We start from the raw sequence: 20,340 nt of genomic DNA on the forward strand, positions 1-20,340 counted from the left end.
ACTTAAGCGGCAACTTGATTAATGGGCGGGAACTCACCATGTCGTTTGTAGTGTTTGAGGTCGCGGGTGAATCGGGTGAGAACCTCGTAAGGACTGCTACAAGTCCCTTTGTAGTATTTGCGCCGCCCGATCAGTTCCTTCTGGTTCTCTAAAGCGGCGACCTGTTCGTAGGAGGGATAATAAGACGCTTCGATAAGCCCTATGCGGGTTTTGACTATCCAGGGTGAAGAAAAATCCTCCCGCCCTCCCCAGAGCATCTCGGCTTCAAGCCCATCAGTGGCGTACTTGCGTAAAATTTCACGAGGAATATTTAATTCTGACGCGAAAGTCTCAACTGCCTTGTCGACAACTTTCCCGATCAAATAGTTTTGAGTGTTATCTAGGATCTGGCTGGCATTGTCGGTTTTAAGTATGCTGTTAAGGTCCTGTCCAGAATAGGCAATACTTATCCCACTCTTACGGGCTTTGGCGCACAAACTCCCCAGGATTTGTGCAAAGATGTTGAAATTTCCCGCTAAATAACTAGACTCATCCATGAATAGGAAGGATTTATCGCAGCGCAGAGAACGCAGTATAGCGGCTGAGTAGGCCGATAAGGCGTGTACGAGCATGGTGAAATCATCCTCGACCCCTCCAATCCCATAGACGACTAAAGGTGCATCACCCTTGAAAGTGGAGGGACGAGCGATCGCGTTTCCCACCGAAGAATTGAGAACAGAGTTCAACTCCCATCGAATTTGTGCTAGGGTTTCCTCCAGATTAAAGCTGCCTTCGCCTTCAATTAGACGATCGAGGGAAAGGAATGGCAAAAAATCCTTTAAGGTGGGGATATCCTGCCAGGGGCTAGTTCCTATACCCGCATCGTAAGCGGCATGATATCGGTTGATGATTGCGGGGTCTTCAAAAAATTTAGCCAGTGCTATCGTCAGAGTTGTGCGATAGTTGCGTCGCTTATCACGAGGCGAATCCGCATCTAATGTCAAGGTCATCAGGGAAGTTAAGAGAAAATCCCTGATGATGGTTTCCTTGGCCGTCTTCTCTTCGGGATCTCTAAAGAAGCGCAGATCGGCTCCCTCAAAGATGTTGTTGGATTCGGTAACGGAATTATAATACGCACCGCCAAGAAACTCAGTATAAAAGTCAAACGTTCCACTTCCATCACCTCTAGTCGAGTCAATAATCGTTGTTTCCATCCCGTTAGCCAACGCCAAGGTGATAAATTCCCCGGCGATGAGAGATTTGCCCGTTCCCGTCGTCCCAAAGATGGCGGTATGGCTCGGTCTGCTAAAAGGGTCTATATAGATAGGGGTCGAGCCTTTATGAGCAATTAAACTTACCCCCTTCTGTGTGGGGGTTAAATCAAAACTGAGGGGCAGGATGGGAACAGTTTCGTGGTTCCAATAAATTTTGCGCCGCTCATAAGGTTTGTGTAAGAGCCATTTAAGCGTGTAAGGCAACGTTTCTAGCCAGATTTCGTCAAAATATTCCCTCTCACGCTCGACGATAGCGGGTTGACGGAATAGGGCACAGAAACGGGTAATGGCCCGATTGAGTAATTGCAAGTCCGGGCGATAGATGAGGGCGACCCAAGCCACGCGCACCCCCACACCGCCTCCTAGAAACGTTTCCTCAGCCTCGATATTCTGCTGAATGTTATAATTAGCACCCACATTAATGCGACTTCGTTTAGAAGAGTATTGAAGGCTAGAGTTACTATCTTTGGTGCGCTGTTGGGCAACGAATTGTAAACGCTCCTGGGACGGCCTCGAAACCTGGACGACGATCTCAGCATCGAAGATGTTGGGCGTGTTGAGGAAGGACGACCCCCAAACTAATTGATCCAAAAAAGTTTTCCATCCGCCGGGCTTGGCGGCGAACACGCACCCACCAACATATTGCCCACGTCCAGGAAGATATACCCATTGTTTATCGGCAATCGGGCTATTAGCTCCAAACAAACAGGTGGTGATGTGAGTATCGGGATCATTGATCTCCCATGATAGGCGATCGCCTTCGAGAATAATTAACTGAGGAATTGCGGGGATGAAGGATTGCTCTTTTAGCCGGTTAAAACGACACCAATCCTCGATAAAAATTTCCTTAGCTGACAAGGGACGGACGTAAAGCCCCAATTTGACTCTAAGGTATTCAATATAGAGGATGTAGCCCTCCTCATAAGCCTTGGCCAATAAAGAACCCACTTCTGCCCGTTCAGTGATGGGGGCACTACCCGAGAGACTCTCACTGATTTTTTGCATCCTGACCAGCCATTTTTCAAGGTTGTCGGAAGCTACCAAATCCTCCTTATTGAAGGAATAGCTGATCTCTATGCGTAGGCTTTTCGGGTTGTGTTTGCCTTTTAATACCAACTCGCGCACCCTTAACTGTAGATGGTGGAGTAAAAACTTAACACCTTTATTAGTTGTTTTCGTTTTGAGGGAGCTTAGGTAAGCTTGCCGTATCTCATCGTTAGCTCTTGAGAGTGCCCGAATGGTGATTCGCTCCTCTTCAAAAATATCCTTGAGTCCTTCTCTTAGTTTGAAGATAATTTCTTCGATCATCTCACTAGGGAGGGAACTAGAAAAACCCCAACAGTCGAAGACCCAGATAATTTGATTTTTCTTCCCTTTTTGCAACCAGTAGCCGCCAACCGGCACCGAAGAACGTCCGCGTATCTCGATCAGGCATCCGAGATCGAGTTGATCCTCAAAAGCTTTAACGGTGCGTCGGTTGGAACCCAAGCCCACTTTCTTATTCCCCACTTTCGGTTTAAAAAGATTTTGTCCTGGCGCGGCGGCATTCGGATGACCGAGAACCCAGTGAGAAGCCAGATGAAACCGTCCACCAAACTTCCAAGGTTCCTTTCCGAATAAAATCCAATGGGAAGTCGTGAGACTCGGGCAGGCAAACATCAACCAGTAGGGGCTTATAGGATGGAATTGATTAACAATCCAGTATCCCATTAACGTTGTCGAGAAAATCGCCAACCAGGGAACGATGAACTCTCCGGGAATGATCCACAAACTGGTGGGTTTGTCTAGTACCCGACTCACTCGGATGGATTGATCGTCATTAGGAGTCTTAACAGTGGAAGTCATGTTATGAATGCCATTTCTACCTTATTTGACCAGAGTTGAATACCTAAGAGGCTATTCCCATAACCCAATTAGCGAGATAATTAAAGCCAAACAGCGCGATGATCGACATAATTGTTCCCTGGGCTAATGTGCCGTATTCTTCACCATCATTTCTGGCTTTGATGATTCTGTACGCCTGATATCCCAACACGGAGACGATCAGGATATTCAAGCCCACAAATACCATACTGATCATGTCTGAGTAATTATTGAAGGGGGGAGTCGACGATAAAGTCGCCCTCGGACCGCACAAGAATCCCAAGCAGCCACCACCGGTACCACCCGTCGTCTGAGCGTGAGCGGGAAGTCCGCTTAGGTAAATGCTAACCGCCGTTGTCCAGAAATACAGAAACCATTTGTTGGAAGGGCGACCTCTTCTATTCGTTTGATGTTTGAACTTGGGTTTGATCGATAGTTGTAATGGCCCTAAACTGACTGATGCCTTATTCATCGTTTTCGCTTTTCACAAAAATCTAACCTACAAAAAAAGTTATAAGCCCAAGGTTAGAGGAATTCAACTCGTCCCAACCGCGAGATCGTTCCTCACTCATTCAAATTAGTGAAAAAACTTTACCTACCTAAACATTTAGAGACGGACTGAGTAAATCGAGCCAAACTCGAAACTCAAGACCGACAACAAATTTAAAAGCGTAAAAAATTTTGGGGAGAAAGTTAAGTTTTATTAAGCTACCGAGTCCCGCTACTCGATAAGGGCTAAATTTGATTGAGTAGCTGAAGGATCGTTTTTTCTTCTTCTAGCTTTTCTAATTCTGAGTATTTGGTGAAAATTAAATCTTGATTCTCCAGGCGTTCGGATAACTTGAAAGATTGCGACTCGATCTGCCAAACTTTAATGAGATAATCGTAATTTAATAGCAACTTTTCACTGAGGGCTATTTGCTCGTAGTAGATTTTAATTCCTCGGTCAATTACGCTGATTTTAGGTTCATATAACTTGGGGTCTGCCTCCACCATTGACGCTCGAAGGTTTTTAAACATTGACAGGGTTTCCCTCTCCAAGTTAATCTGCTTTATCTGTTTTCGTTTACGAGTTTGTAGCTGATGAATATTCGCCAAGATATTCTGTTCTTGGGTTATTAAAGCTAAAGCATTTTTATTGTCCTTCTTGTCTCGATTGAGGAGAACACCCGTCATTAGAGTGCCTGCTCCAAGGCAGGGGGGAAGTCCGGTTAACAGAAGGAATTTAGGAGTTGCCTTGGACCATCCAAGTACGAAAGGAATAATAATGGCAAAAACTCCCGTTAATATCCCCACCTCTATTCCTTTTTGGTAAGCCAAGCTCCTAGGAGCCTTAAATCGATGATGCTGGTTCGTAGCAAGGTTGAAGACAATAATCGGTTTTTTGGTGGTTTCGCTCACAACAAGCAGCATCCAATCCCCTCTCCCTCTCGTAATGGACAGATTCACTGCTGGTAAAGTTAGTTTTACCGCACCCCGATTGCCGGCAATTTGGTAGGATTTTAGTGAACCTGTTTCAAGTAAATAAACGGAATCGGTCACGAAGAATATAGATTGATAATAACGGGAACATTTCGGGCAATGTAGAGCTTTCTGCTCGGACTGACAAAATAATGATTCAGAACAAGCCGGACAAAAAATTTGATAGACCATAATGTTATGACTCAATTAACGCTATCTATTGTACTGGGGCATTTAACCTACGTATCCCTTTTGAAGTCAAAAGTAACACCCTCATCAAAAGGGTTAAGAAGAACTCAATGGCTCCTAACCGTAATGATTTGGCTTTGGCTGATTAACAGTATCTTTCTCCCCATTATTGAATTCGCCCATCAAGAGATCCCTTTTCCTCATTTTTAACGGGAGCGTCTTCTTCTTGGTTGCGAAGGTTCACTCTTTCTTTCTCTATGCTCATCAATAGTCGTTTGTTCGGTCTGAGTTGCTAATGGCTTAGAACTTGATTGTGAAAAATGAGTCCGTCCTACAGCCTCTTCTTCCTCAACTTGTTGCTGTAATTTTTGCCTCAATGAGAGGATATTTGCCCTCTGAGGGGTGAAATTGGGGTGATCGTGATCGGTTTCCCCTTGATGGCCATACACTTGACGATCGCTATAGAGAAGAAGATCTGATATGGCGATCGCGTTGCTGATTGCCTTAAAAGGGTAAGCACCGAGGGGTAGGTTATTGAGGACGATACGCTCAAGCTCCTCTATGGATAAACTCTTTGAGGATTTATTGCGATCTAGCGCGATCGCTTTTCGGTCTTCTAACTGATTATCGAATTGTGGACGGGGGTAGGCTATTTCTAGCTCAGTTGCCCGTTTACTCCATCCGTTGAGCAATTGGTGTAGGGGAACGATTTCCTTATAGGGACGGGTTAAGAGAGCCGCCTGCTGTCGCCTGTGCCAGCTATTGGAGAGGAGGGGACCCTCTTTTAGGGACTCGATAATTTGCGATCGCCTCCTGGAAAAGCCTTGCAGTTGCTCAGGCTCGAATCCTGCAATCTCAAATTGACCACAAGGGGAAGGAACAATTTCATAACCCAAGGTTTTAACCCAATAAGCCAGTTCATTTTGATAAACCCTTCCCAATAAACCCAAGTTACGGAAAATCTCATCATCGCGTAAAGCATACCATTTTTTGTTGGTTTGGGTGGCGTTTAACAGCAAGCAATGGGTATGTAATTGGGGATCGAGTTGACGGCTGTAGAAATGATGGAACTGCGCGATCGCTAAATTGCCGGTATTTTCTACCCTCACTATACCTTCGACTCTGCGCCGGGTTTGGGCGTAACGCGATTCTATAAGGTTTAGAACGGTTGCGATCGCCGACTGATGGGCTTCAATTAAATCTTGCTCCTTTTTAACCAAAGCGAGGATGCTGACACTCTTGGGGGCACTGAAGGTACAGTCTAGCCCCGCCCTTTCTTGGTAATGGCGACGGGGGGGTTGGCGTTGACGGAATTTTTCACCGGTTGGAAGATGACCGGTTAACAGCAGGGAGAATTCTTCTTGCCCGACTTCCCCGGATAAATTTAAAGTTTTAGCCGCTTGCCCCGTCCAATTAGAATTAGCCCTCAACAGTTCGGGTTCACTCTCCTTGGTGTAATAGCTAATTCCCTGTTGGGGTCCGATCGTTTTTGCCGTTAACATAGTTTATTAATAATTCAAAAAGACTACATACTTCGGTTTAACTACACTTTGCAACACAGAACTTAACAAAAATTAACAAACGGGGGAAGGAAATAATTGTAACGAAATTTTCACAAAGCCAAAAAAGATATAACCCAAGTATAGCCAGAATTAGAGGACATTTGGGAGAAAAAATTTTGTGCGCTCTGTGTGAGATTTGTGGTGACGGAATGGGTTAACCTGCATGGGCTGTAGGCTTTGGCAGTTAGTCGCAACCCTTCGCGGTCGTTCGTAACTTTGGGAAGGCGAAAAAAATGACCCGATCCGATCGGTCCCGAATAATTTATAAAATAAAATGAATTGTGAAAAAACTTTTGACGAAAAAAATGAGCGTACCTGAATTGATCGTCAGTTTAGATTTTGGTGCATCTTTAATAAAGGGGGTCTATACGTTGGGGAAAAAGTTTGAACCCAAACTGCTGACGCTTTCCCCTCACCTGTTGCCCATCCCGCCGACGACGGATCTCGAACCCTATAATGCGGCCTCGCTTTCACTTACTGCATCGGCCTGGATTGAATGTAAGGGCAAGCGCTACGCAGTTGGAACCCTAGCCAAAAACCGGTTTAATGCGCCGGTGCTGTTGGAACTACCTAAAATTGAGAGCATCATCCCGCGTACCCTGGCCGCCATTGGCTGTATAGCATCTGCGGAGGGGCTAGAGGAATTTACCCTGTCGCTATGGATATCGATCCCGTCCAATGAATACAAGGAGGGACTAAATATTAGTCAGAAAATCAAGCAGAGTTTATTGGACTTTATCTTTCGAGGTAAGAGGATAGTGGCGAATCTGATGGACTTTAGCTGTAAACCTGAAGGGGCTGGTATATTCCTGCGAATAATCGGGCAAGCCAATTTTAATGCCAGAAAAGCCGCCGTTCTGATGCTTGGATATCGGAACGCCACGATTTTATTTTATAAGGAGGGGCTGATCGAGAAGATCACCGAGAATTATGGATTTGCCAGTATAGTTGAGGGCATACAGAGCCTAGCCCTCCTGCCGGGCGATCTTGATGAAGTGGTGGGGAAAATTTTCGAGGCGGGGGATAAGCTCGATAAGAAAATTTTGAAAACCCTGTGCTTCGGTGACTCTGCTGACACAAGTAGAATTAATGCGATCGAATCCGCCATTCAAAAATCGAGGGAAGAGTATTTTACCCTCCTCAATTACTGGCTCGGTGGCAAGCTCATCGACGGGCCCGAGGTGATCGTGGTTGTCGGGGGAACGTCCCACTACCCCTACGTCAAGAACAAGTTGACCCAACTGTTCAAGAAAACTCAAATCAAGCTGGACTGGGGGGAAGAACTCGCCGATAAGATCGGTTTCGTCTTTAAATCTCAGGTGGCCTCTAATCCAAGTTTAAAATACCGATTGCTGGATGTTTATTCACTCTTTCTGGAACAGGATACCCATCAAAGAAGAATTTGACGCTATGGCCATGAAAAACGGTAAATTTTCCTCCTCGGTTAGCGTGTCCCTGAGATATCAAGCCGAACCCGATACCGAGGACGGGGTGATCATCAATTACATCCAACAGATGAGTCAAAAGGTTTCCACCCCCTATAAGAGAACCACGATTCTAGAATGTTGGAAAAATCATTGGCTTCCCTACGCTTATGAGGAGAACGGCTCGAAAACCCCCGAACAGTTGAGGCAGTTGGCGATCGATTGCGCCGAACAGTTGAGGGCCCATGCACAAAAGCTCGAACAACGGTATGGATGCTCTTTACCCTCTCCTTCCCCGATAACCCCTTCAACTCCTTCAACCAATAGGGTAAGCCAGCCCGAACAAGTGAGTTTACCTTCTGAAGTTAAACCCTTAATTAATAGCCTTGACTTTAACCTTTAAAAGGAGATTCGATCATGACTGATACGTTGATGAGTAGAAAGCAGCTTAAAGAGATTTATAATTGTCCGGATACTAAAGAAATTAATGTCATCTACAAACTGTTAAACTGGAAGCTCTCTAAAAAACTTTCAGAGGGGGAAAAAAATGACATCTTCGACCCCGCCTTTAATTTAAAACGATCGGGTAAAAGCGATGAGGAGATACGCCAAGAATTATCCGATAAGATCGAAAACGAGCCTGATAGTAAACAGAGTTACTCGCTTGAGGATTTACTCAACATAACTAAAGAAGATGGTTTATTGATTAAAGCCTCTGAATTGGTCAACCTGCTCCAGTGTTGCGGTTTGCCGGAAAAGGATGAATATGCTCAAGATGAGTTTGAAACTTTTTTAAGCGCTTGCCAATTGTATAAGAAAGAGGGAAAGACTTATGCTGAGATTGCCGCTCATTTTAAGATCGAACCGGAGAGCGATAAGGTTACAACTAATCTAGCCGATAATTTGCTGGTAGTCACTCAAGAGATTTCTGACATCAATGCCAAGGAAATTGGCGTTCAAGCGGGAAAAGACCTTGTTGAGGTTAATCGAGCCATCAGCGCGGGAATCGTTTATGGAACCCTTGCGAGGCTGCAAAACATGACAAGAACGGGTGAACTCGATGCTTTGGTCAAACAGCAGTTCCGGCAGGGGGCAACGGACAGCCTGGGAAAACAGTTGACTCAAAGGGTGCAGCAGCACTTACTGGAGAGGGGGGAGACTCAGACACCCCACCTGCTGACGGAGGCGAGGGAAATCAAACAATTACCCCAAGCCGAGGAGAACCCCTCACCCTAAACGAGCAGATCGGTTGGCTGATCGAAGATTACGTCAACCGCCACTTAATTGAGGAGATTCAATCGCAAATAGGCAAGCTTCTGGCTAAAGAGGAGAAATACCTCACGATCAAATACAAGCAGGCCAAATTAAAGCAGATCGGCTTGGTGCAGTGGAAGCAGTGCCAAGAGAATCTCTTTACCCTCTGGGGGGTTACTTGGAAATGGAAGTTTTGGATCATGTGGGCCAACATTCTATTGATGATTGGTGTTAGCAGTGGGATAGTTATCGGCCTGCACTTACCAAGCGGCGTGGTTTGTCGTTCCTCCCAAAGTGCTTGTTACTTGCTCAGGTTTTGGGGGAAGAAAACTGCGATCGATCTTAATGTCAAACCTAAACCCAAAGCCAATAACTCAAAAAAACAGTGACATCCTCCCCAACTAACCGCGAGCGGTCGAGTTGGGGCTTCCCAAGTCGCCTTGAGATATTCCTGTCCACAGGGATTCCCTACGCCAGTTAGCTAGGCTCATCGCCCCCGCTACCTCGACTTGACAGGCGGTTTCCGTTGTTAAACTAAGCATAAATGTCACCATTTACACTCGTCTTCAGAACCGTACATGAGACTTTCGTTCATACGGCTCCTCAATAACTAGGCACTTGTCTTGTGTACCTCATCATGACAATGACGATGTAATAAAGTTAAATTTTCCCATTTATTGTTATTGTGATTTCTGTCGATGTGATGGATTTCCATTAGGTCGTCCATATTAAATCTCAATCCACAGTGGGAGCATTTTCCTTTTTGCTGGTTTAACAAGTAAGCGACTTTCTTTTTAGCTTCGGGATGTCTTCCCATGCGTGTTGACCAGTAAACCCAGTCTCCATCGTAAGGGCTTCTATCCCCTGCTACTTTGACCCATCTTTCGATTTGGGTTTCGGAGTGTCTTATTACTCTGGATTGCTCCTTCGTAAATGTCCATTGATACCCTTCATGGATTCCGAAATATTTGCGATATATCCAATGGAGAGTTTTCTTAGGATGCCTCCTTCTTGCCCATTTCATGAGTGATTGGACGGTAAAATGGGTCAGGTATTTAAAGGCTTCTGAACTTACTTTTGTTGAATAGTAGTTACACCATCCTCTTATAATTGGGTTCAGTTCCTTGATAATCGCTAATTGAGTTTTAGCTTTGCCTTCTTTGACTACTCTTTTGATTTGGTCTTTATGTCTTTGTATGCTGTTTTTACTGGGTTTAATTAAGGTTTTAAAGCCTTTTTGTCGTTTCCCAGAGTTGTATTTGCTGACTTTGTACTGACGTACATTGAAGCTTAAAAAATCGAAACCGGGATCTTTACCATCGTGTGATTTTAGGGTATTAATGACCTTGGTTTTTGAGGGTTTAAGTTCCAGTCCGATTTCAGTTAACCATTCCTCAATAGCCTTTTTGCACTTCTCAATAACTTTGAGTTCATTGTGAAGCACCACAAAATCATCTGCATATCTCACTATGTAGGCGTGTTTGTTAATGCTTTTGATTAAGTTTTCTAACCCGTGTAGGGCTATATTGGCTAATAACGGCGAAATTGTTCCGCCTTGAGGTGTTCCTTTTTCGTTTCGTTGAAATGCCCCGTTATCGAAAATTCCAGCTTTTAGCCATTGTCTGACCATTCGGCTTAGGTGAGGGCTTACATTCATTTTTTTGATAAGGGTTTCATGGTTTATGTTGTCGAAGCATCCTGCTATGTCGGCATCTAGCACATATTTATCGTGATGCCTGAGCATATCGTGCAGTGCTTGTATAGCATCATGACATGACCTTCCAGGTCGAAAACCAAAGGAGTTGGGTTCAAAAACGGCTTCCCATTGAGGCTCTACAGCCATTTTGACTAGGGTTTGAGTTGCCCTATCGTGCATGACTGGTATTCCTAGGGGTCGTTTCTCGGTCTTTCCAGGTTTGGGTATCCAGACTCGTCTAATCGGTTTTGCCTTTTTGTTTAAGTCTAGATTTCTGACAAGTTCCAGTCTTTGTGATGGGGTTAATGATTTGATTCCATCAACTCCTGCTGTTTTCTTGCCAGTGTTATCCTGTGTTACTCGTCGAACCGCTAATGTTTTGGCTGACCAGGATTTGATTAGTAGTCTCTGTAATCGCCTTACTTGCTTAATATCGCCACGTCTTGAGGCTTGATAGATTCGCTTTTGGAGCTTAAACACATTTTTCTCTAGCTTATGCCAGGGGATTGTGTTCCATTCATACATCGGTTGTCCCGTGTTCATAACGTTTCCACTCTACTTGGTAATTCTATCTTCCTAATTATCGTGTCTCTGTCTGCATATCCTCTGGCTTTCCCAGGGGCGTTGGCTTTTGAGACAATCCCTACCTTACACCACTTGCGGATGACTTCCTGCTTGGGTATCGACCACACCAAGAGTAGGTGTAAGGGTTACTTCGTTCTCGGTATCCGTTATTTCGTTAGACTTAGGTTCTTACTATGAGCCGGGTTACTTTTAGGAACTTGTTCCTCACTGAGAGGACGGTGGGAACCATTTCACCATGTCCTTTTGGACGTAGCTTAACAGCCTTATTTAGCTACTTTCGGAATCACGACACTTAAAATGTAAGTTTCTTTCGTAACCTTATCTAACTATGCTAGAAGGGGTTCCAGTTTAGGCTACCAGTTACCTCCATTTATCCCATGCGCTGCAAGATATAGTTTGTCACGCTATACCTTGTGGGCTATGCTGTCCTCTGAAGCCCTCAGAGGGAGAGAATTGGATTATTCCTCACTCTCACGGATAACCAAGTTGTCAAGGTTCAGATTTGGTAGGATTAAGCTACTTACCTTGAATCCTTGCCTCTATTCCCCCAAGTGTACATTTCTTGGTTTCTAGAGAACGAGTCGCACCCTCTCAGTCCGAGAGTACAATATTTCTCTATTCCACGATTGCAAATTTCTTGAGCGGAGGCTGTATCTCTATCCTGAACATATCCGCACGCCTTACAATCGTGTATTCTATCCGATAAAGTTTTCCTAACTTCAGTTCTACAATTAGGACAAGTTTGTGATGTTCCTCGATGGTCAACAGTGGCAAAGAATTTGCCTCGTTTCCAGCAGACAAACTTGAGAATATCTCTAAGCTGTCCGAAACCGGCATCTAAAGTATGCTTTCCTAGCATTCCTTTAGCCATGATTCTAAAATCAATGTCTTCAACAAAGATAGAATCACCCATGTCACAAAGCTTATGAGCCAACTTGAACTGGTGATCTTTCCTTTTGAACGCTATATGATTATGTTGTTTTTCTACTTTCAATCTGGCTTTCTCGTAATTTTTGGAACGCTTATTTTTTCTTGACAAACGACGTTGTAGCAATTTCAGCTTACTTTGCTCAGTTCCATAGAATTTTGGGCGTTTTGAGCTATAGCCATCAGATGTAGCAACATAAGCCCCAAGATTCAAATCTACCCCAATAAAATGCCCTGAAGGAGTTTCTGTTGATGGTAGTGATTCGGGACTTGAAATGGTGATAACAGCAAACCACCCCTTAGCTTTACGAATCACTCTAACTTGTTTGACAGTAAAGCTTTCTGGGATAGGACGATGTAAATTTATCTGAACTTTTCCTAGTTTTGGTAATGCTATTTGCCAACCCGTAATTGGGTTAGTTTTGAATTGAGGAAAAAGTAAAGACTTCATCTGCCCATATTTTTTATAGCGCGGGAAGCCGAACCCACGTGCTTTGAAAAAATCCCAAGCATCATGCAGTCTTCTAATAGTACATTGAAGCACTTGAGATGGAGCATTTGCTAACCTAGGAAATATTTTCTTAGCTTTTGGTAATGTGTTTTGCTGTTTAGAATAACTAGGAAAAGGATAGTCAGCAAGCATTATATACTCAAATTCAAGACTACATCTGTCAACGGGTGACTTCCTTGAAGCTATCCAGTCTTTTATTTCTCTGAGAGCATAGTTATAGCAAGCGCGAGAAGTTTCTAACCATTCTAATAGCCGAGTTTCTTGAGTTGCATCTGGATAGATTCTATATGTGTAGTTGAATGTAAGCATAAACACTTCTAAACATCGACCATCAATATTCTACCACAAAAATATATTATAGTAAATATCGTGCTTCGCTGTTATTTACTTGTCAAAATTCATGAGGTCGCGCATTTGGAGGTTTCCTCCAAATGATTTGAGCGACCGTCCCCACCTAAAATGTGGGTATTTTTCTAGAATTTATAGGTGGGGACTTCTTTTGACATTTTTGTTAAAAATGTGGAAGAAAAACACACATCAAAATAAAATGTGGAAGAAATCACCGTCTAAAAAACGGATAAAACCTCAAATAACGCCCCAATTCCCGTATTTTTCCTCTCAGGGGTATCAAGTTGTCGAGCAATTGGGACAAAATTGGAATGCGGGCCGATCGACTTATAAAGCGTTAATGTTAAAAGACGAAACCCCAGTTGTAATTAAAGAGTTCCGCTTTCACCAAGGTAATTGGGATTCTTACAAAGAGATAGAAAGAGAAATTCAAACTTTAGCCAAGTTAAAACATCCTGCTATTCCCAATTATTTAGGAAACTTTGAAACTGAAAATAGTGTTTGCCTAGTCCAAGAATATATTGATGCTTCTCCCCTATCTTTATCCCATTTAACCCCTGATGAAGTTAAAAGGGTTGCTATTCAAATCCTAGAAATTCTCGTCTATTTACAGAGTCGCCCAGTTCTTATATTTCACCGAGATATTAAGCCGGATAATATTTTGCTGGATTACAAGAATTTTCAAGCCTACCTCGTGGATTTTGGCTTGGCTAGAGAGGGAAGTGGAACATTGGGAGCAAGTACCATGTTTGGCGGTACACCAGGGTTTTGCCCTCCCGAACAACTGTTAGCTCGTCGCTTGACTTGTGCCTCAGATCTCTATAGTTTAGGCGCTACCTTAATTTATTTATTGTCGGGAAATAAACCCATTGCCGAATTGATTAACCCTAATTTTGAGATAGATTTCCATTCCAGCGTCCCTAAAAATATATCATTTGCCATGCGGGAATGGTTGTCTAAAATGACTCAACCTGACCCCAAAAAACGCTTTAGTAATGCAGCCGTTGCACTTCAATCTCTACGTCCTATTGAGCCAATTCTTGTGGATTCATTAGTTAGTAAGGATAGTGTTAAACAAGATCGATTGGCTGAAATTGGGGTTGCTCCTACTGTGATCGCATTGGCGATCGCTGCGGGGAGTGTTTTTCTTATCCTTCCTCCTATTATTGGAAAGTTTAAACAATTACTACAATGGCTTCTGCTAACCAATTCACGAGTGGGTGATAATCCATTAAGGGGAAAGGCGGGATTTCAAATTTTTTTACTGGCTTTTGGGCTAATAAAAACCATGCTTTTTATTTATTTAATTGTTGAAATAGTTTTTGTTCTAGGAGCGGCTCAAGAGGGAGATGATATTAAACCCCATGCTGTCAGAGTCTTCGGCATTATTTTTGTTTTAATAAGTGCCCAAATACTAACTCATTAGATGATGGGCGGTTAAACCCGAAAAATTGTTATTAACCTGAGTTCTCTTGTGAAAGATTACCACTCCAACGCCTACTCTAAATACATCTGCTCAAATCATTGGCGCAAAAAATCTCAATTTGTCCGCAGCTTAACCCGCCCCTGGTGGCAAAAAAAGAAGGCTCCCAGTAGATGTGTTTTGTTCCCTTTTTTAGCCGCTAAAGAAACCCACCATCTAACGTATCACTATTTTTTCAACTTTGGTTGGAATCATTTCGGTTGGGAACTCCCCGTTCTACATTTAGTTCCACTCTCAAAAATGGCCCATAGAATTGTCAGCTATCATCTACTATGGAAACAGCCTATCCGTTTAGTTGTTAAGGTTCTACCGACTGAAGTATGCTAACTAACACAACCTAATCAATATAGAATAAAGATTTCGGCTAGTTACTAATAGTTTCTAACTAAAATCATTCGTTTACATGGCTTACAGAGATGAATTAGCATACTTGAGTCTGAAGAACCGTTGTTAATTGTTATTTAAGGCTTTCTTTTCTGATTGTTTGGACAATTTGTAAACCGCAATGGGCTTTACCCTGCTGGAGTGTTTTTGCCCTATTAGCCTACTTTTTTTCCAAAAGCTGGTTAATCCATTTTCACTTCTTAATAACTGAGATTAGCCAAAAAATCCCAGAAATTAGGGACTCATCTTTTTAAATAAAAAGTGACTAGCTAAAGGCAGAAATCGACTAACTTAAAAAATCAGTAGGTTTAAGGAGTAAAAAAAAATAATGCTACCTTGAGCAGCATTATTTTTCCTTTTTAGATCAAATGAATAGTAATAACAACAACATAAAAGCCACCCAATAAAAAGTGTCGCTACGGCTTCTATCTAGTAAGGGTAGTCGGGGCATAAGATTCTCCTTTTGGGATTTTTAATAAACATCAATACCTAACTGTGCGCCAAGCACACAAAGTTGAGATTTATAAGGATTTTTCTCCTTAAAAAAAAGACTGCGCCTCCTCCGAGACGCAGCCCTTAAATGAGGTTTAACTCGGCTCATCAATTTGTATTGAGTTTGCTGAATCTTGCGATCGCACAAATAACTCAACGAAACCTGAAAGAGGAGTTTTCGGCTGGTGGAGTTCTCGCTCTTGGTCGTCAAGGAGTTGTTGTTTCATGTCGGGTGTAATTTGAGCATAAGGAGCTAATAGTTGTTCTAGTTGAGCGATACTGCGGATGGGATGGCGATAATCACTCCCAACCCATAAAACTACCAGTTTTTCCTCTAATTCCTCGGCTTCTTCAATGGGGACATCGGGTGGCAAATTATCAAGTTGAGATTCGATTTCCAGGTCAAGAACCTGCCCGAAGAATGTCCAGAAGGATGATCCTCCAGCGAGATCGAACCCAATATAAACATCGTATTTTTGAGGGTTAAGTGCTTCGATTTGATAACGACTCATGATTGATGTCCTTAATAATGTATTCACGGCTGATGGCGGCGTAGCCGTTGAAAAAAAGTTAATTGAGAAAAAAGTTTCGTGGAGATTATTTTCTATTTTAAAATAATTTAACTCGCCCATCAAAGAAAAAAAAGCCTCCTATTTGGAGGCAGCCTAATTGGTGTTTTTTGATTCGACAAGAACGAAAGAGCTAGAGCCTCTCTGGAGCGTCGGTTAACCGAGTTTTAGCTCAACCTCTTCTAGAATCTAGATCGATATCTTTCAAAATAGAAAGTTCATTTTTGAGGAAGACATAAAGCATTTTTCGGGTATCTGTCCATCGGTAATGATCGATTAAAGACTCTTCCCAAATAGATTGTAAAATCTCAGCAACTTCGGGCTGATGCCTGAGTTTTAGCAAAAAGTTTACGGCTAAGTCAATATTCCAATGGTTATGATAAACGTTCTTTAGAAAATTTTGTAAATTAATGTTCATCGTATGCACCTCAAAGTAATTTCAACATATTGGTGAAGGGCTTATGTAACTTTTTAAGTAATATGCTATCAGTTGTTAATGAAACCAACTGATAGCATATTAAGTTGATCAAGCTTCTAAAACAGAGAGCAGTTCTTGCTGATTGCACTTAGAGTAAGTCTTTCCTACTTTCTCTTTAACTACAGCTTGCAAATTATGCTCCTTAATGAATTTTCTTAACTGAGTCACCGTGCGCTTCTCTGGTAGGGGAGGAATGTTGGGTTGTGCGGGAATTTCAGGTTGTGTGGGAACTGGGGTTATGATTGTTGCATTAGCGATCGCTTCAACCTCATTATGGCGACGTACAGAAGCAGCAGGGAGGTATAACTCCTGACGTGCAATAGGGATAATAACATCATTAGCGATTGGCTGAACCTGATTATGGCGACGTACAGCAGCAGCAGGTAGGCACAGTTGTTGAGAGGGTAAGGGCATTTCTACTGCAACTTCAGGTTCACGATCGTATTCGGGACTGAAAGCATCTTCATAAGAGAAGGTTTGTTGACATTCAGGCTCGACAGCATCTTGCTCTTTATAAAGCAAAACACTAATAAAACAGAAGTAAACAACGAATAGAATAACTGATAAAATCGATGTAGTGAAGTCCATGATTAATTTCCTTTTTGTCTTGTAGAGTAAGGGTTTTAGAGAAAAGTTTTGTAGCGATTCTTTTCTCATTTCTCATTAAAAAAAAATGCGTTGCATTAGCTCCGCTCTAATCTAAAATTTTCCGTTAACGAATTTCAATGATTTTGAACTCTTCACATTCGTGGTGGTTATACCATTCTAACCAATTGTCCCACTCAATCTCAACACCTTCATCGCAACTAACTGAAACTGAGCGTTGTTTAATGCTGTGCCAAACGGGATCGGGTTCAGTTTCGAGAGATATTAAATAATTTCGTTCTTGTACGGATTCGCACAAAGTTGTCTGCGCTAAAATCATAATTATATCCTTAAAAAAAGTTCAATCTTTATTGCTGCGGTTAGCAGCAACAGAGATCGGATTAATTAATTAACTTTTTCAGAAGAATATTGGGATTTAATTTCGGCATTAAAATATCTGCCAGCCGAATTAGCAGCAATAAAATCCGCGAATTTTTGAAAAGAAACATTGAAATAACGGTAGGTTGAGCCTGAGATGAATTCAATTTGCAATACTTTTAAAGATGATTCATAGCCAATAGCGGCAATATTTGAGCTACCTTGACATCTTAAAGATGTGGTGGAAATCATCGTAATATTATCTAATAATTCATCTCGGCTCGGCGGCAAAGTGGGTTGAATATTAATTTCTTCTCCTGCGGCAAGCGAAGCGATAGCTCTAATACCTTCTAAAGCTTGCAAGGGTGCAGGAACGGTTTTAACCTCCAATGTTCCTTCCTCTTGAATTAAAATACTTAATTGTCCGAGCGGGACAGCACCATCATGAGCGATCGCACGAATTTTAGATAGATCGATTTGATAAAACTTCATTAAAGTATCGTCCTAATTTTTATTAGTTCATCAGGAAAAAAAAATGCGGAGCATAAGCCCCGCTTAAGGTTTGATTGCACAAAAAACTCTTAAAAGATATAGCCGATTTTTGGCTGAAAGGGTTGGCTTGTCTTTAGCCAAAAATGCTCAAATTTCGTAACCTTTAATCTTTTCAATTACCGACGAGTTGGAAGCGATCTTAAACAAACTAACTCCGTCATTTTCCTCGTTTATAGTATCAAGTAAGGATGCGTATTTTTGCTCTCCCTCGGTCAATGATATGTATCCTGAATACTTGGGGATGGGACTAGAGTGTTGAACATACTTCACGACCCAATAGTCCACCGACAGGCGAGGTTCCGTAAACTCTATGTCGATCAAGTCGTCGTAGTAAGGGTTAATTCGACTGATCTGTCGAACGATCGCACGGAAGAAAGTATTAATTTCCTTTTCACCCTCTTATTCGGGTTCTATTACTTCATCATCAACTAGACGGCAGATGGACCGATCGAGAGATGTTAAACTTGGGAAGCTACTTGCAACTACACTGTCTCCATCTTTAAAGCCACATACCCAATTGGAAGGTGCGATCCATTGGCAATACATATCATAGTTATCAAGACGGCCAACAATGTCTTGATATTCTGGATACTGATCTTTATTTATATAATGAGTTAACGGTAGTGCCAATCCCCAATTTTCTTGCGCTTGTTTTAAATGGTTTTGGAGATTATTCTCTAATTCTATTAGATTGGTGTAATCCCATTTAAATTGTTGTCCCTCGGATTCAACGATCAAAACATGAAAATTAGGTAAGCCTGATATTTCCTGTCTTCTACCGTAAATCAAGATTAGCATGATTTTTCCTCCAATAATTGCCCTGGTTAGCTCGTTTTTTTTTAATTTTGCTGGCTAGGTGAGGGTTTTGTACCGACCTCACCTAGACGATCATTAAATAATTTCAACTAATTCAAACTTTTCGGATTCAAACTGGTTATATGCTTCTAACCAATCAACCCAATCAATTTCTACTCCTTCGTCCCAAGTAACTGACACTCTACGTTGTGAAGATGAAGAAGAAAGAACCACTAAATAATCGCGCTCGGAATTGATCGATGTTGGGCTTAATACTGTTAGCATGGGTTTACACTCGTAAAGTTCATCCTTCAGCACTGCGCCAGCAGCTTGAGGCGTTGTGCTGAGGAAAAAAAAACAAGCGATCGCATTGGTTAGATAGCGATCGCTTGTTTATTGAGTTAAGATAAATGCTCTTTAATTTCACCATGCAAAGAGCGAATTTTAAGTTGCTCCTTGAAAGTGATTAATCTCAAATATGTAAGCTGATCTTTATTGTCCTTTTGGGAACAAGAAAACCAAATAGCTGCTCCTTTAACATCATCAATTGAAGAACGTCTGCGCTTAAAGGCTAAACCTTCATATTCGACTACAGTAGGCCCATCTGAGTCAGTTGAGATGACCGTCGCACCGATCTTAGCCCAGTCAAAAGTCGGATAATCTGACAGCCCCGCCTGAAAATTGGGATTAACTTCTACTTGGTTGCTCGAATTTTCCTTATCGAGGAGATTTTGCAACAACTCGTTATTCTGTTTTAACAACTCATTTTGCTGCGCCAACAAGTTCTTGACTTCTCGTACTAGAACGAAAAGTTCGCGCAGCCCTTGAAGGATTGATACAACTGGATTTAGTAATGAGTCAAAACGTCCGTTGTTGCTTTTGCTTTGTTCAATCATGGTGTTTGTTCCTTCTAATTCTTTCACTGCTCATTGCTGCGGCAAGCAGTTCCGCGCACCAAAAATTTAAGGGGGAAATAGCTTTTGCTACTTCCCCCAAAAATTCTAGTATTCACCTGGAAGCATAAGTAACGGTAGTTCTTCATCCCCAACAACAGTGGGACAGACATATAAAGAAATCTCTGCCAGAGGAAAATTGGTAGAGTAAATGTCCTGAGCTAAGATAAATCTTGTTGATTGCTTCCACGATTGCTCCTGTGACGGCGTTTCGGGCGTATCGTGCCAACAGGTTAACACAGCCTTGTAGTGAGAGTTACTAGGAACGATGAAAGGATATTTGATCCCTTCAGGAGGCTGATGGGGTGCATTAAGGATCGACAATATCCAGAGTTGAAAATCGGCTAAGTACGGCTCTTTTGGGTTTTTGGGTTGGTAAGATCCGATCGCGTCCAGAAGCCAGTATGCGCCTCCTTTTTGAGCGATCGATCTTACGCCTTCGGTGTAGGCCATTCTGAATATATGACGGTACACCATATCCGAGCCGGAAAAACAAGATAGCTCGCTGTAAGTTAATGTGGGTGCAGTCATGGGTTTTCGCCCTAGATTAATGTTCACTTCCTAATAGCTGCGTAAGCAGTAGATTCTTGCTGTAAAC

The 20,340-nt window shown here is 42.4% G+C and carries 21 protein-coding genes; 5 read left to right on the forward strand and 16 right to left on the reverse strand.

Features of this window, described 5'->3' with window-relative positions; genetic code table 11:
• Positions 1–2: 2 nt before the first annotated feature.
• The 4 genes from CYAN7822_RS31475 to mobF all read right to left on the reverse strand — a co-directional run bounded on the left by CYAN7822_RS31475 (position 3) and on the right by mobF (position 6,268).
• The gene (locus tag CYAN7822_RS31475; RefSeq protein ID WP_013334966.1) at positions 3–3,098 is read right to left on the reverse strand and encodes a VirB4 family type IV secretion/conjugal transfer ATPase; all 3,096 of its coding nucleotides are present in this window, start codon (positions 3,096–3,098) and stop codon (positions 3–5) included.
• 43 nt (positions 3,099–3,141) lie between these two features.
• Positions 3,142–3,588: a hypothetical protein gene (locus tag CYAN7822_RS31480; protein ID WP_013334967.1), complete on the reverse strand. Its 447-nt coding sequence runs from the start codon at positions 3,586–3,588 to the stop codon at positions 3,142–3,144.
• Between the two features lie 263 nt (positions 3,589–3,851).
• Positions 3,852–4,769: a hypothetical protein gene (locus tag CYAN7822_RS31485; RefSeq protein ID WP_013334968.1), complete on the reverse strand. Its 918-nt coding sequence runs from the start codon at positions 4,767–4,769 to the stop codon at positions 3,852–3,854.
• Between the two features lie 203 nt (positions 4,770–4,972).
• Positions 4,973–6,268: a MobF family relaxase gene (gene mobF, locus CYAN7822_RS31490; RefSeq protein ID WP_013334969.1), complete on the reverse strand. Its 1,296-nt coding sequence runs from the start codon at positions 6,266–6,268 to the stop codon at positions 4,973–4,975.
• A gap of 341 nt (positions 6,269–6,609) precedes the next feature.
• On the opposite strand from mobF, the gene CYAN7822_RS31495 reads away from it, so the two are divergent.
• From CYAN7822_RS31495 to CYAN7822_RS31510, 4 genes are all read left to right on the forward strand, one after another.
• On the forward strand, positions 6,610–7,734 hold the full coding sequence (locus tag CYAN7822_RS31495) for a ParM/StbA family protein (RefSeq protein WP_157872032.1): 1,125 nt from the start codon (positions 6,610–6,612) through the stop codon (positions 7,732–7,734).
• Positions 7,735–7,744: 10 nt separating this feature from the next.
• Complete coding sequence (locus tag CYAN7822_RS31500) at positions 7,745–8,155, forward strand: hypothetical protein (protein WP_157872033.1); 411 nt, start codon at positions 7,745–7,747, stop codon at positions 8,153–8,155.
• Between the two features lie 14 nt (positions 8,156–8,169).
• Positions 8,170–8,988 carry a hypothetical protein gene (locus CYAN7822_RS31505; RefSeq protein WP_013334972.1) on the forward strand — a complete coding sequence of 273 codons (819 nt, stop codon included), beginning with the start codon at positions 8,170–8,172 and terminating at the stop codon, positions 8,986–8,988.
• 218 nt (positions 8,989–9,206) lie between these two features.
• Positions 9,207–9,395: a hypothetical protein gene (locus tag CYAN7822_RS31510; RefSeq protein ID WP_157872034.1), complete on the forward strand. Its 189-nt coding sequence runs from the start codon at positions 9,207–9,209 to the stop codon at positions 9,393–9,395.
• 12 nt (positions 9,396–9,407) lie between these two features.
• Here CYAN7822_RS31510 and CYAN7822_RS38235 read toward each other — a convergent pair whose 3' ends face one another.
• The 3 genes from CYAN7822_RS38235 to CYAN7822_RS31520 all read right to left on the reverse strand — a co-directional run bounded on the left by CYAN7822_RS38235 (position 9,408) and on the right by CYAN7822_RS31520 (position 13,034).
• Positions 9,408–9,548, reverse strand: a complete 141-nt coding sequence (locus CYAN7822_RS38235) for a hypothetical protein (protein ID WP_157872035.1) — start codon at positions 9,546–9,548, stop codon at positions 9,408–9,410.
• Positions 9,549–9,616: 68 nt separating this feature from the next.
• The gene (gene ltrA, locus CYAN7822_RS31515; protein WP_013334973.1) at positions 9,617–11,245 is read right to left on the reverse strand and encodes a group II intron reverse transcriptase/maturase; all 1,629 of its coding nucleotides are present in this window, start codon (positions 11,243–11,245) and stop codon (positions 9,617–9,619) included.
• A gap of 562 nt (positions 11,246–11,807) precedes the next feature.
• Positions 11,808–13,034 carry an RNA-guided endonuclease InsQ/TnpB family protein gene (locus CYAN7822_RS31520; RefSeq protein WP_049802805.1) on the reverse strand — a complete coding sequence of 409 codons (1,227 nt, stop codon included), beginning with the start codon at positions 13,032–13,034 and terminating at the stop codon, positions 11,808–11,810.
• Between the two features lie 238 nt (positions 13,035–13,272).
• Here CYAN7822_RS31520 and CYAN7822_RS31525 point away from each other — a divergent pair, with 238 nt between their 5' ends.
• A complete protein-coding gene (locus CYAN7822_RS31525; protein WP_013334974.1) occupies positions 13,273–14,499 on the forward strand; it encodes a serine/threonine protein kinase in 1,227 nt (408 codons plus the stop codon).
• A gap of 1,028 nt (positions 14,500–15,527) precedes the next feature.
• On the opposite strand, the gene CYAN7822_RS31530 is transcribed toward CYAN7822_RS31525, so the two are convergent.
• From CYAN7822_RS31530 to CYAN7822_RS31570, 9 genes are all read right to left on the reverse strand, one after another.
• On the reverse strand, positions 15,528–15,944 hold the full coding sequence (locus tag CYAN7822_RS31530) for a hypothetical protein (RefSeq protein ID WP_041934263.1): 417 nt from the start codon (positions 15,942–15,944) through the stop codon (positions 15,528–15,530).
• 229 nt (positions 15,945–16,173) lie between these two features.
• Positions 16,174–16,419, reverse strand: coding sequence for a hypothetical protein (locus CYAN7822_RS31535; RefSeq protein WP_013334976.1), 246 nt, complete (start codon positions 16,417–16,419; stop codon positions 16,174–16,176).
• Between the two features lie 108 nt (positions 16,420–16,527).
• Positions 16,528–17,067, reverse strand: a complete 540-nt coding sequence (locus CYAN7822_RS35090; protein ID WP_013334977.1) for a hypothetical protein — start codon at positions 17,065–17,067, stop codon at positions 16,528–16,530.
• 124 nt (positions 17,068–17,191) lie between these two features.
• On the reverse strand, positions 17,192–17,404 hold the full coding sequence (locus CYAN7822_RS31545) for a hypothetical protein (protein WP_013334978.1): 213 nt from the start codon (positions 17,402–17,404) through the stop codon (positions 17,192–17,194).
• Between the two features lie 65 nt (positions 17,405–17,469).
• Positions 17,470–17,934, reverse strand: coding sequence for a KTSC domain-containing protein (locus tag CYAN7822_RS31550; RefSeq protein WP_013334979.1), 465 nt, complete (start codon positions 17,932–17,934; stop codon positions 17,470–17,472).
• 459 nt (positions 17,935–18,393) lie between these two features.
• Complete coding sequence (locus tag CYAN7822_RS31555; RefSeq protein WP_013334980.1) at positions 18,394–18,792, reverse strand: hypothetical protein; 399 nt, start codon at positions 18,790–18,792, stop codon at positions 18,394–18,396.
• Between the two features lie 93 nt (positions 18,793–18,885).
• Complete coding sequence (locus CYAN7822_RS31560; RefSeq protein WP_013334981.1) at positions 18,886–19,074, reverse strand: hypothetical protein; 189 nt, start codon at positions 19,072–19,074, stop codon at positions 18,886–18,888.
• Positions 19,075–19,190: 116 nt separating this feature from the next.
• Positions 19,191–19,712: a single-stranded DNA-binding protein gene (locus tag CYAN7822_RS31565; protein WP_245602839.1), complete on the reverse strand. Its 522-nt coding sequence runs from the start codon at positions 19,710–19,712 to the stop codon at positions 19,191–19,193.
• Positions 19,713–19,790: 78 nt separating this feature from the next.
• On the reverse strand, positions 19,791–20,273 hold the full coding sequence (locus CYAN7822_RS31570; protein ID WP_013334983.1) for a DUF6876 family protein: 483 nt from the start codon (positions 20,271–20,273) through the stop codon (positions 19,791–19,793).
• Positions 20,274–20,340 lie beyond the last annotated feature (67 nt).

This window comes from Gloeothece verrucosa PCC 7822, from assembly GCF_000147335.1.
Taxonomy (GTDB): Bacteria; Cyanobacteriota; Cyanobacteriia; order Cyanobacteriales; family Microcystaceae; genus Gloeothece; species Gloeothece verrucosa.

Bases quoted from the DNA above. Each gene is read 5' to 3' on its own strand.
- CYAN7822_RS31475 (WP_013334966.1), bottom strand. From the start codon at position 3,098: ATGACTTCCACTGTTAAGACTCCTAATGACGATCAATCCATCCGAGTG.
- CYAN7822_RS31480 (WP_013334967.1), bottom strand. From the start codon at position 3,588: ATGAATAAGGCATCAGTCAGTTTAGGGCCATTACAACTATCGATCAAA.
- CYAN7822_RS31485 (WP_013334968.1), bottom strand. From the start codon at position 4,769: ATGGTCTATCAAATTTTTTGTCCGGCTTGTTCTGAATCATTATTTTGT.
- mobF (WP_013334969.1), bottom strand. From the start codon at position 6,268: ATGTTAACGGCAAAAACGATCGGACCCCAACAGGGAATTAGCTATTAC.
- CYAN7822_RS31500 (WP_157872033.1), top strand. From the start codon at position 7,745: ATGAAAAACGGTAAATTTTCCTCCTCGGTTAGCGTGTCCCTGAGATAT.
- CYAN7822_RS31505 (WP_013334972.1), top strand. From the start codon at position 8,170: ATGACTGATACGTTGATGAGTAGAAAGCAGCTTAAAGAGATTTATAAT.
- CYAN7822_RS31510 (WP_157872034.1), top strand. From the start codon at position 9,207: ATGTGGGCCAACATTCTATTGATGATTGGTGTTAGCAGTGGGATAGTT.
- CYAN7822_RS38235 (WP_157872035.1), bottom strand. From the start codon at position 9,548: ATGCTTAGTTTAACAACGGAAACCGCCTGTCAAGTCGAGGTAGCGGGG.
- ltrA (WP_013334973.1), bottom strand. From the start codon at position 11,245: ATGAACACGGGACAACCGATGTATGAATGGAACACAATCCCCTGGCAT.
- CYAN7822_RS31520 (WP_049802805.1), bottom strand. From the start codon at position 13,034: ATGCTTACATTCAACTACACATATAGAATCTATCCAGATGCAACTCAA.
- CYAN7822_RS31525 (WP_013334974.1), top strand. From the start codon at position 13,273: ATGTGGAAGAAATCACCGTCTAAAAAACGGATAAAACCTCAAATAACG.
- CYAN7822_RS31530 (WP_041934263.1), bottom strand. From the start codon at position 15,944: ATGAGTCGTTATCAAATCGAAGCACTTAACCCTCAAAAATACGATGTT.
- CYAN7822_RS31535 (WP_013334976.1), bottom strand. From the start codon at position 16,419: ATGAACATTAATTTACAAAATTTTCTAAAGAACGTTTATCATAACCAT.
- CYAN7822_RS35090 (WP_013334977.1), bottom strand. From the start codon at position 17,067: ATGGACTTCACTACATCGATTTTATCAGTTATTCTATTCGTTGTTTAC.
- CYAN7822_RS31545 (WP_013334978.1), bottom strand. From the start codon at position 17,404: ATGATTTTAGCGCAGACAACTTTGTGCGAATCCGTACAAGAACGAAAT.
- CYAN7822_RS31550 (WP_013334979.1), bottom strand. From the start codon at position 17,934: ATGAAGTTTTATCAAATCGATCTATCTAAAATTCGTGCGATCGCTCAT.
- CYAN7822_RS31555 (WP_013334980.1), bottom strand. From the start codon at position 18,792: ATGCTAATCTTGATTTACGGTAGAAGACAGGAAATATCAGGCTTACCT.
- CYAN7822_RS31560 (WP_013334981.1), bottom strand. From the start codon at position 19,074: ATGCTAACAGTATTAAGCCCAACATCGATCAATTCCGAGCGCGATTAT.
- CYAN7822_RS31570 (WP_013334983.1), bottom strand. From the start codon at position 20,273: ATGACTGCACCCACATTAACTTACAGCGAGCTATCTTGTTTTTCCGGC.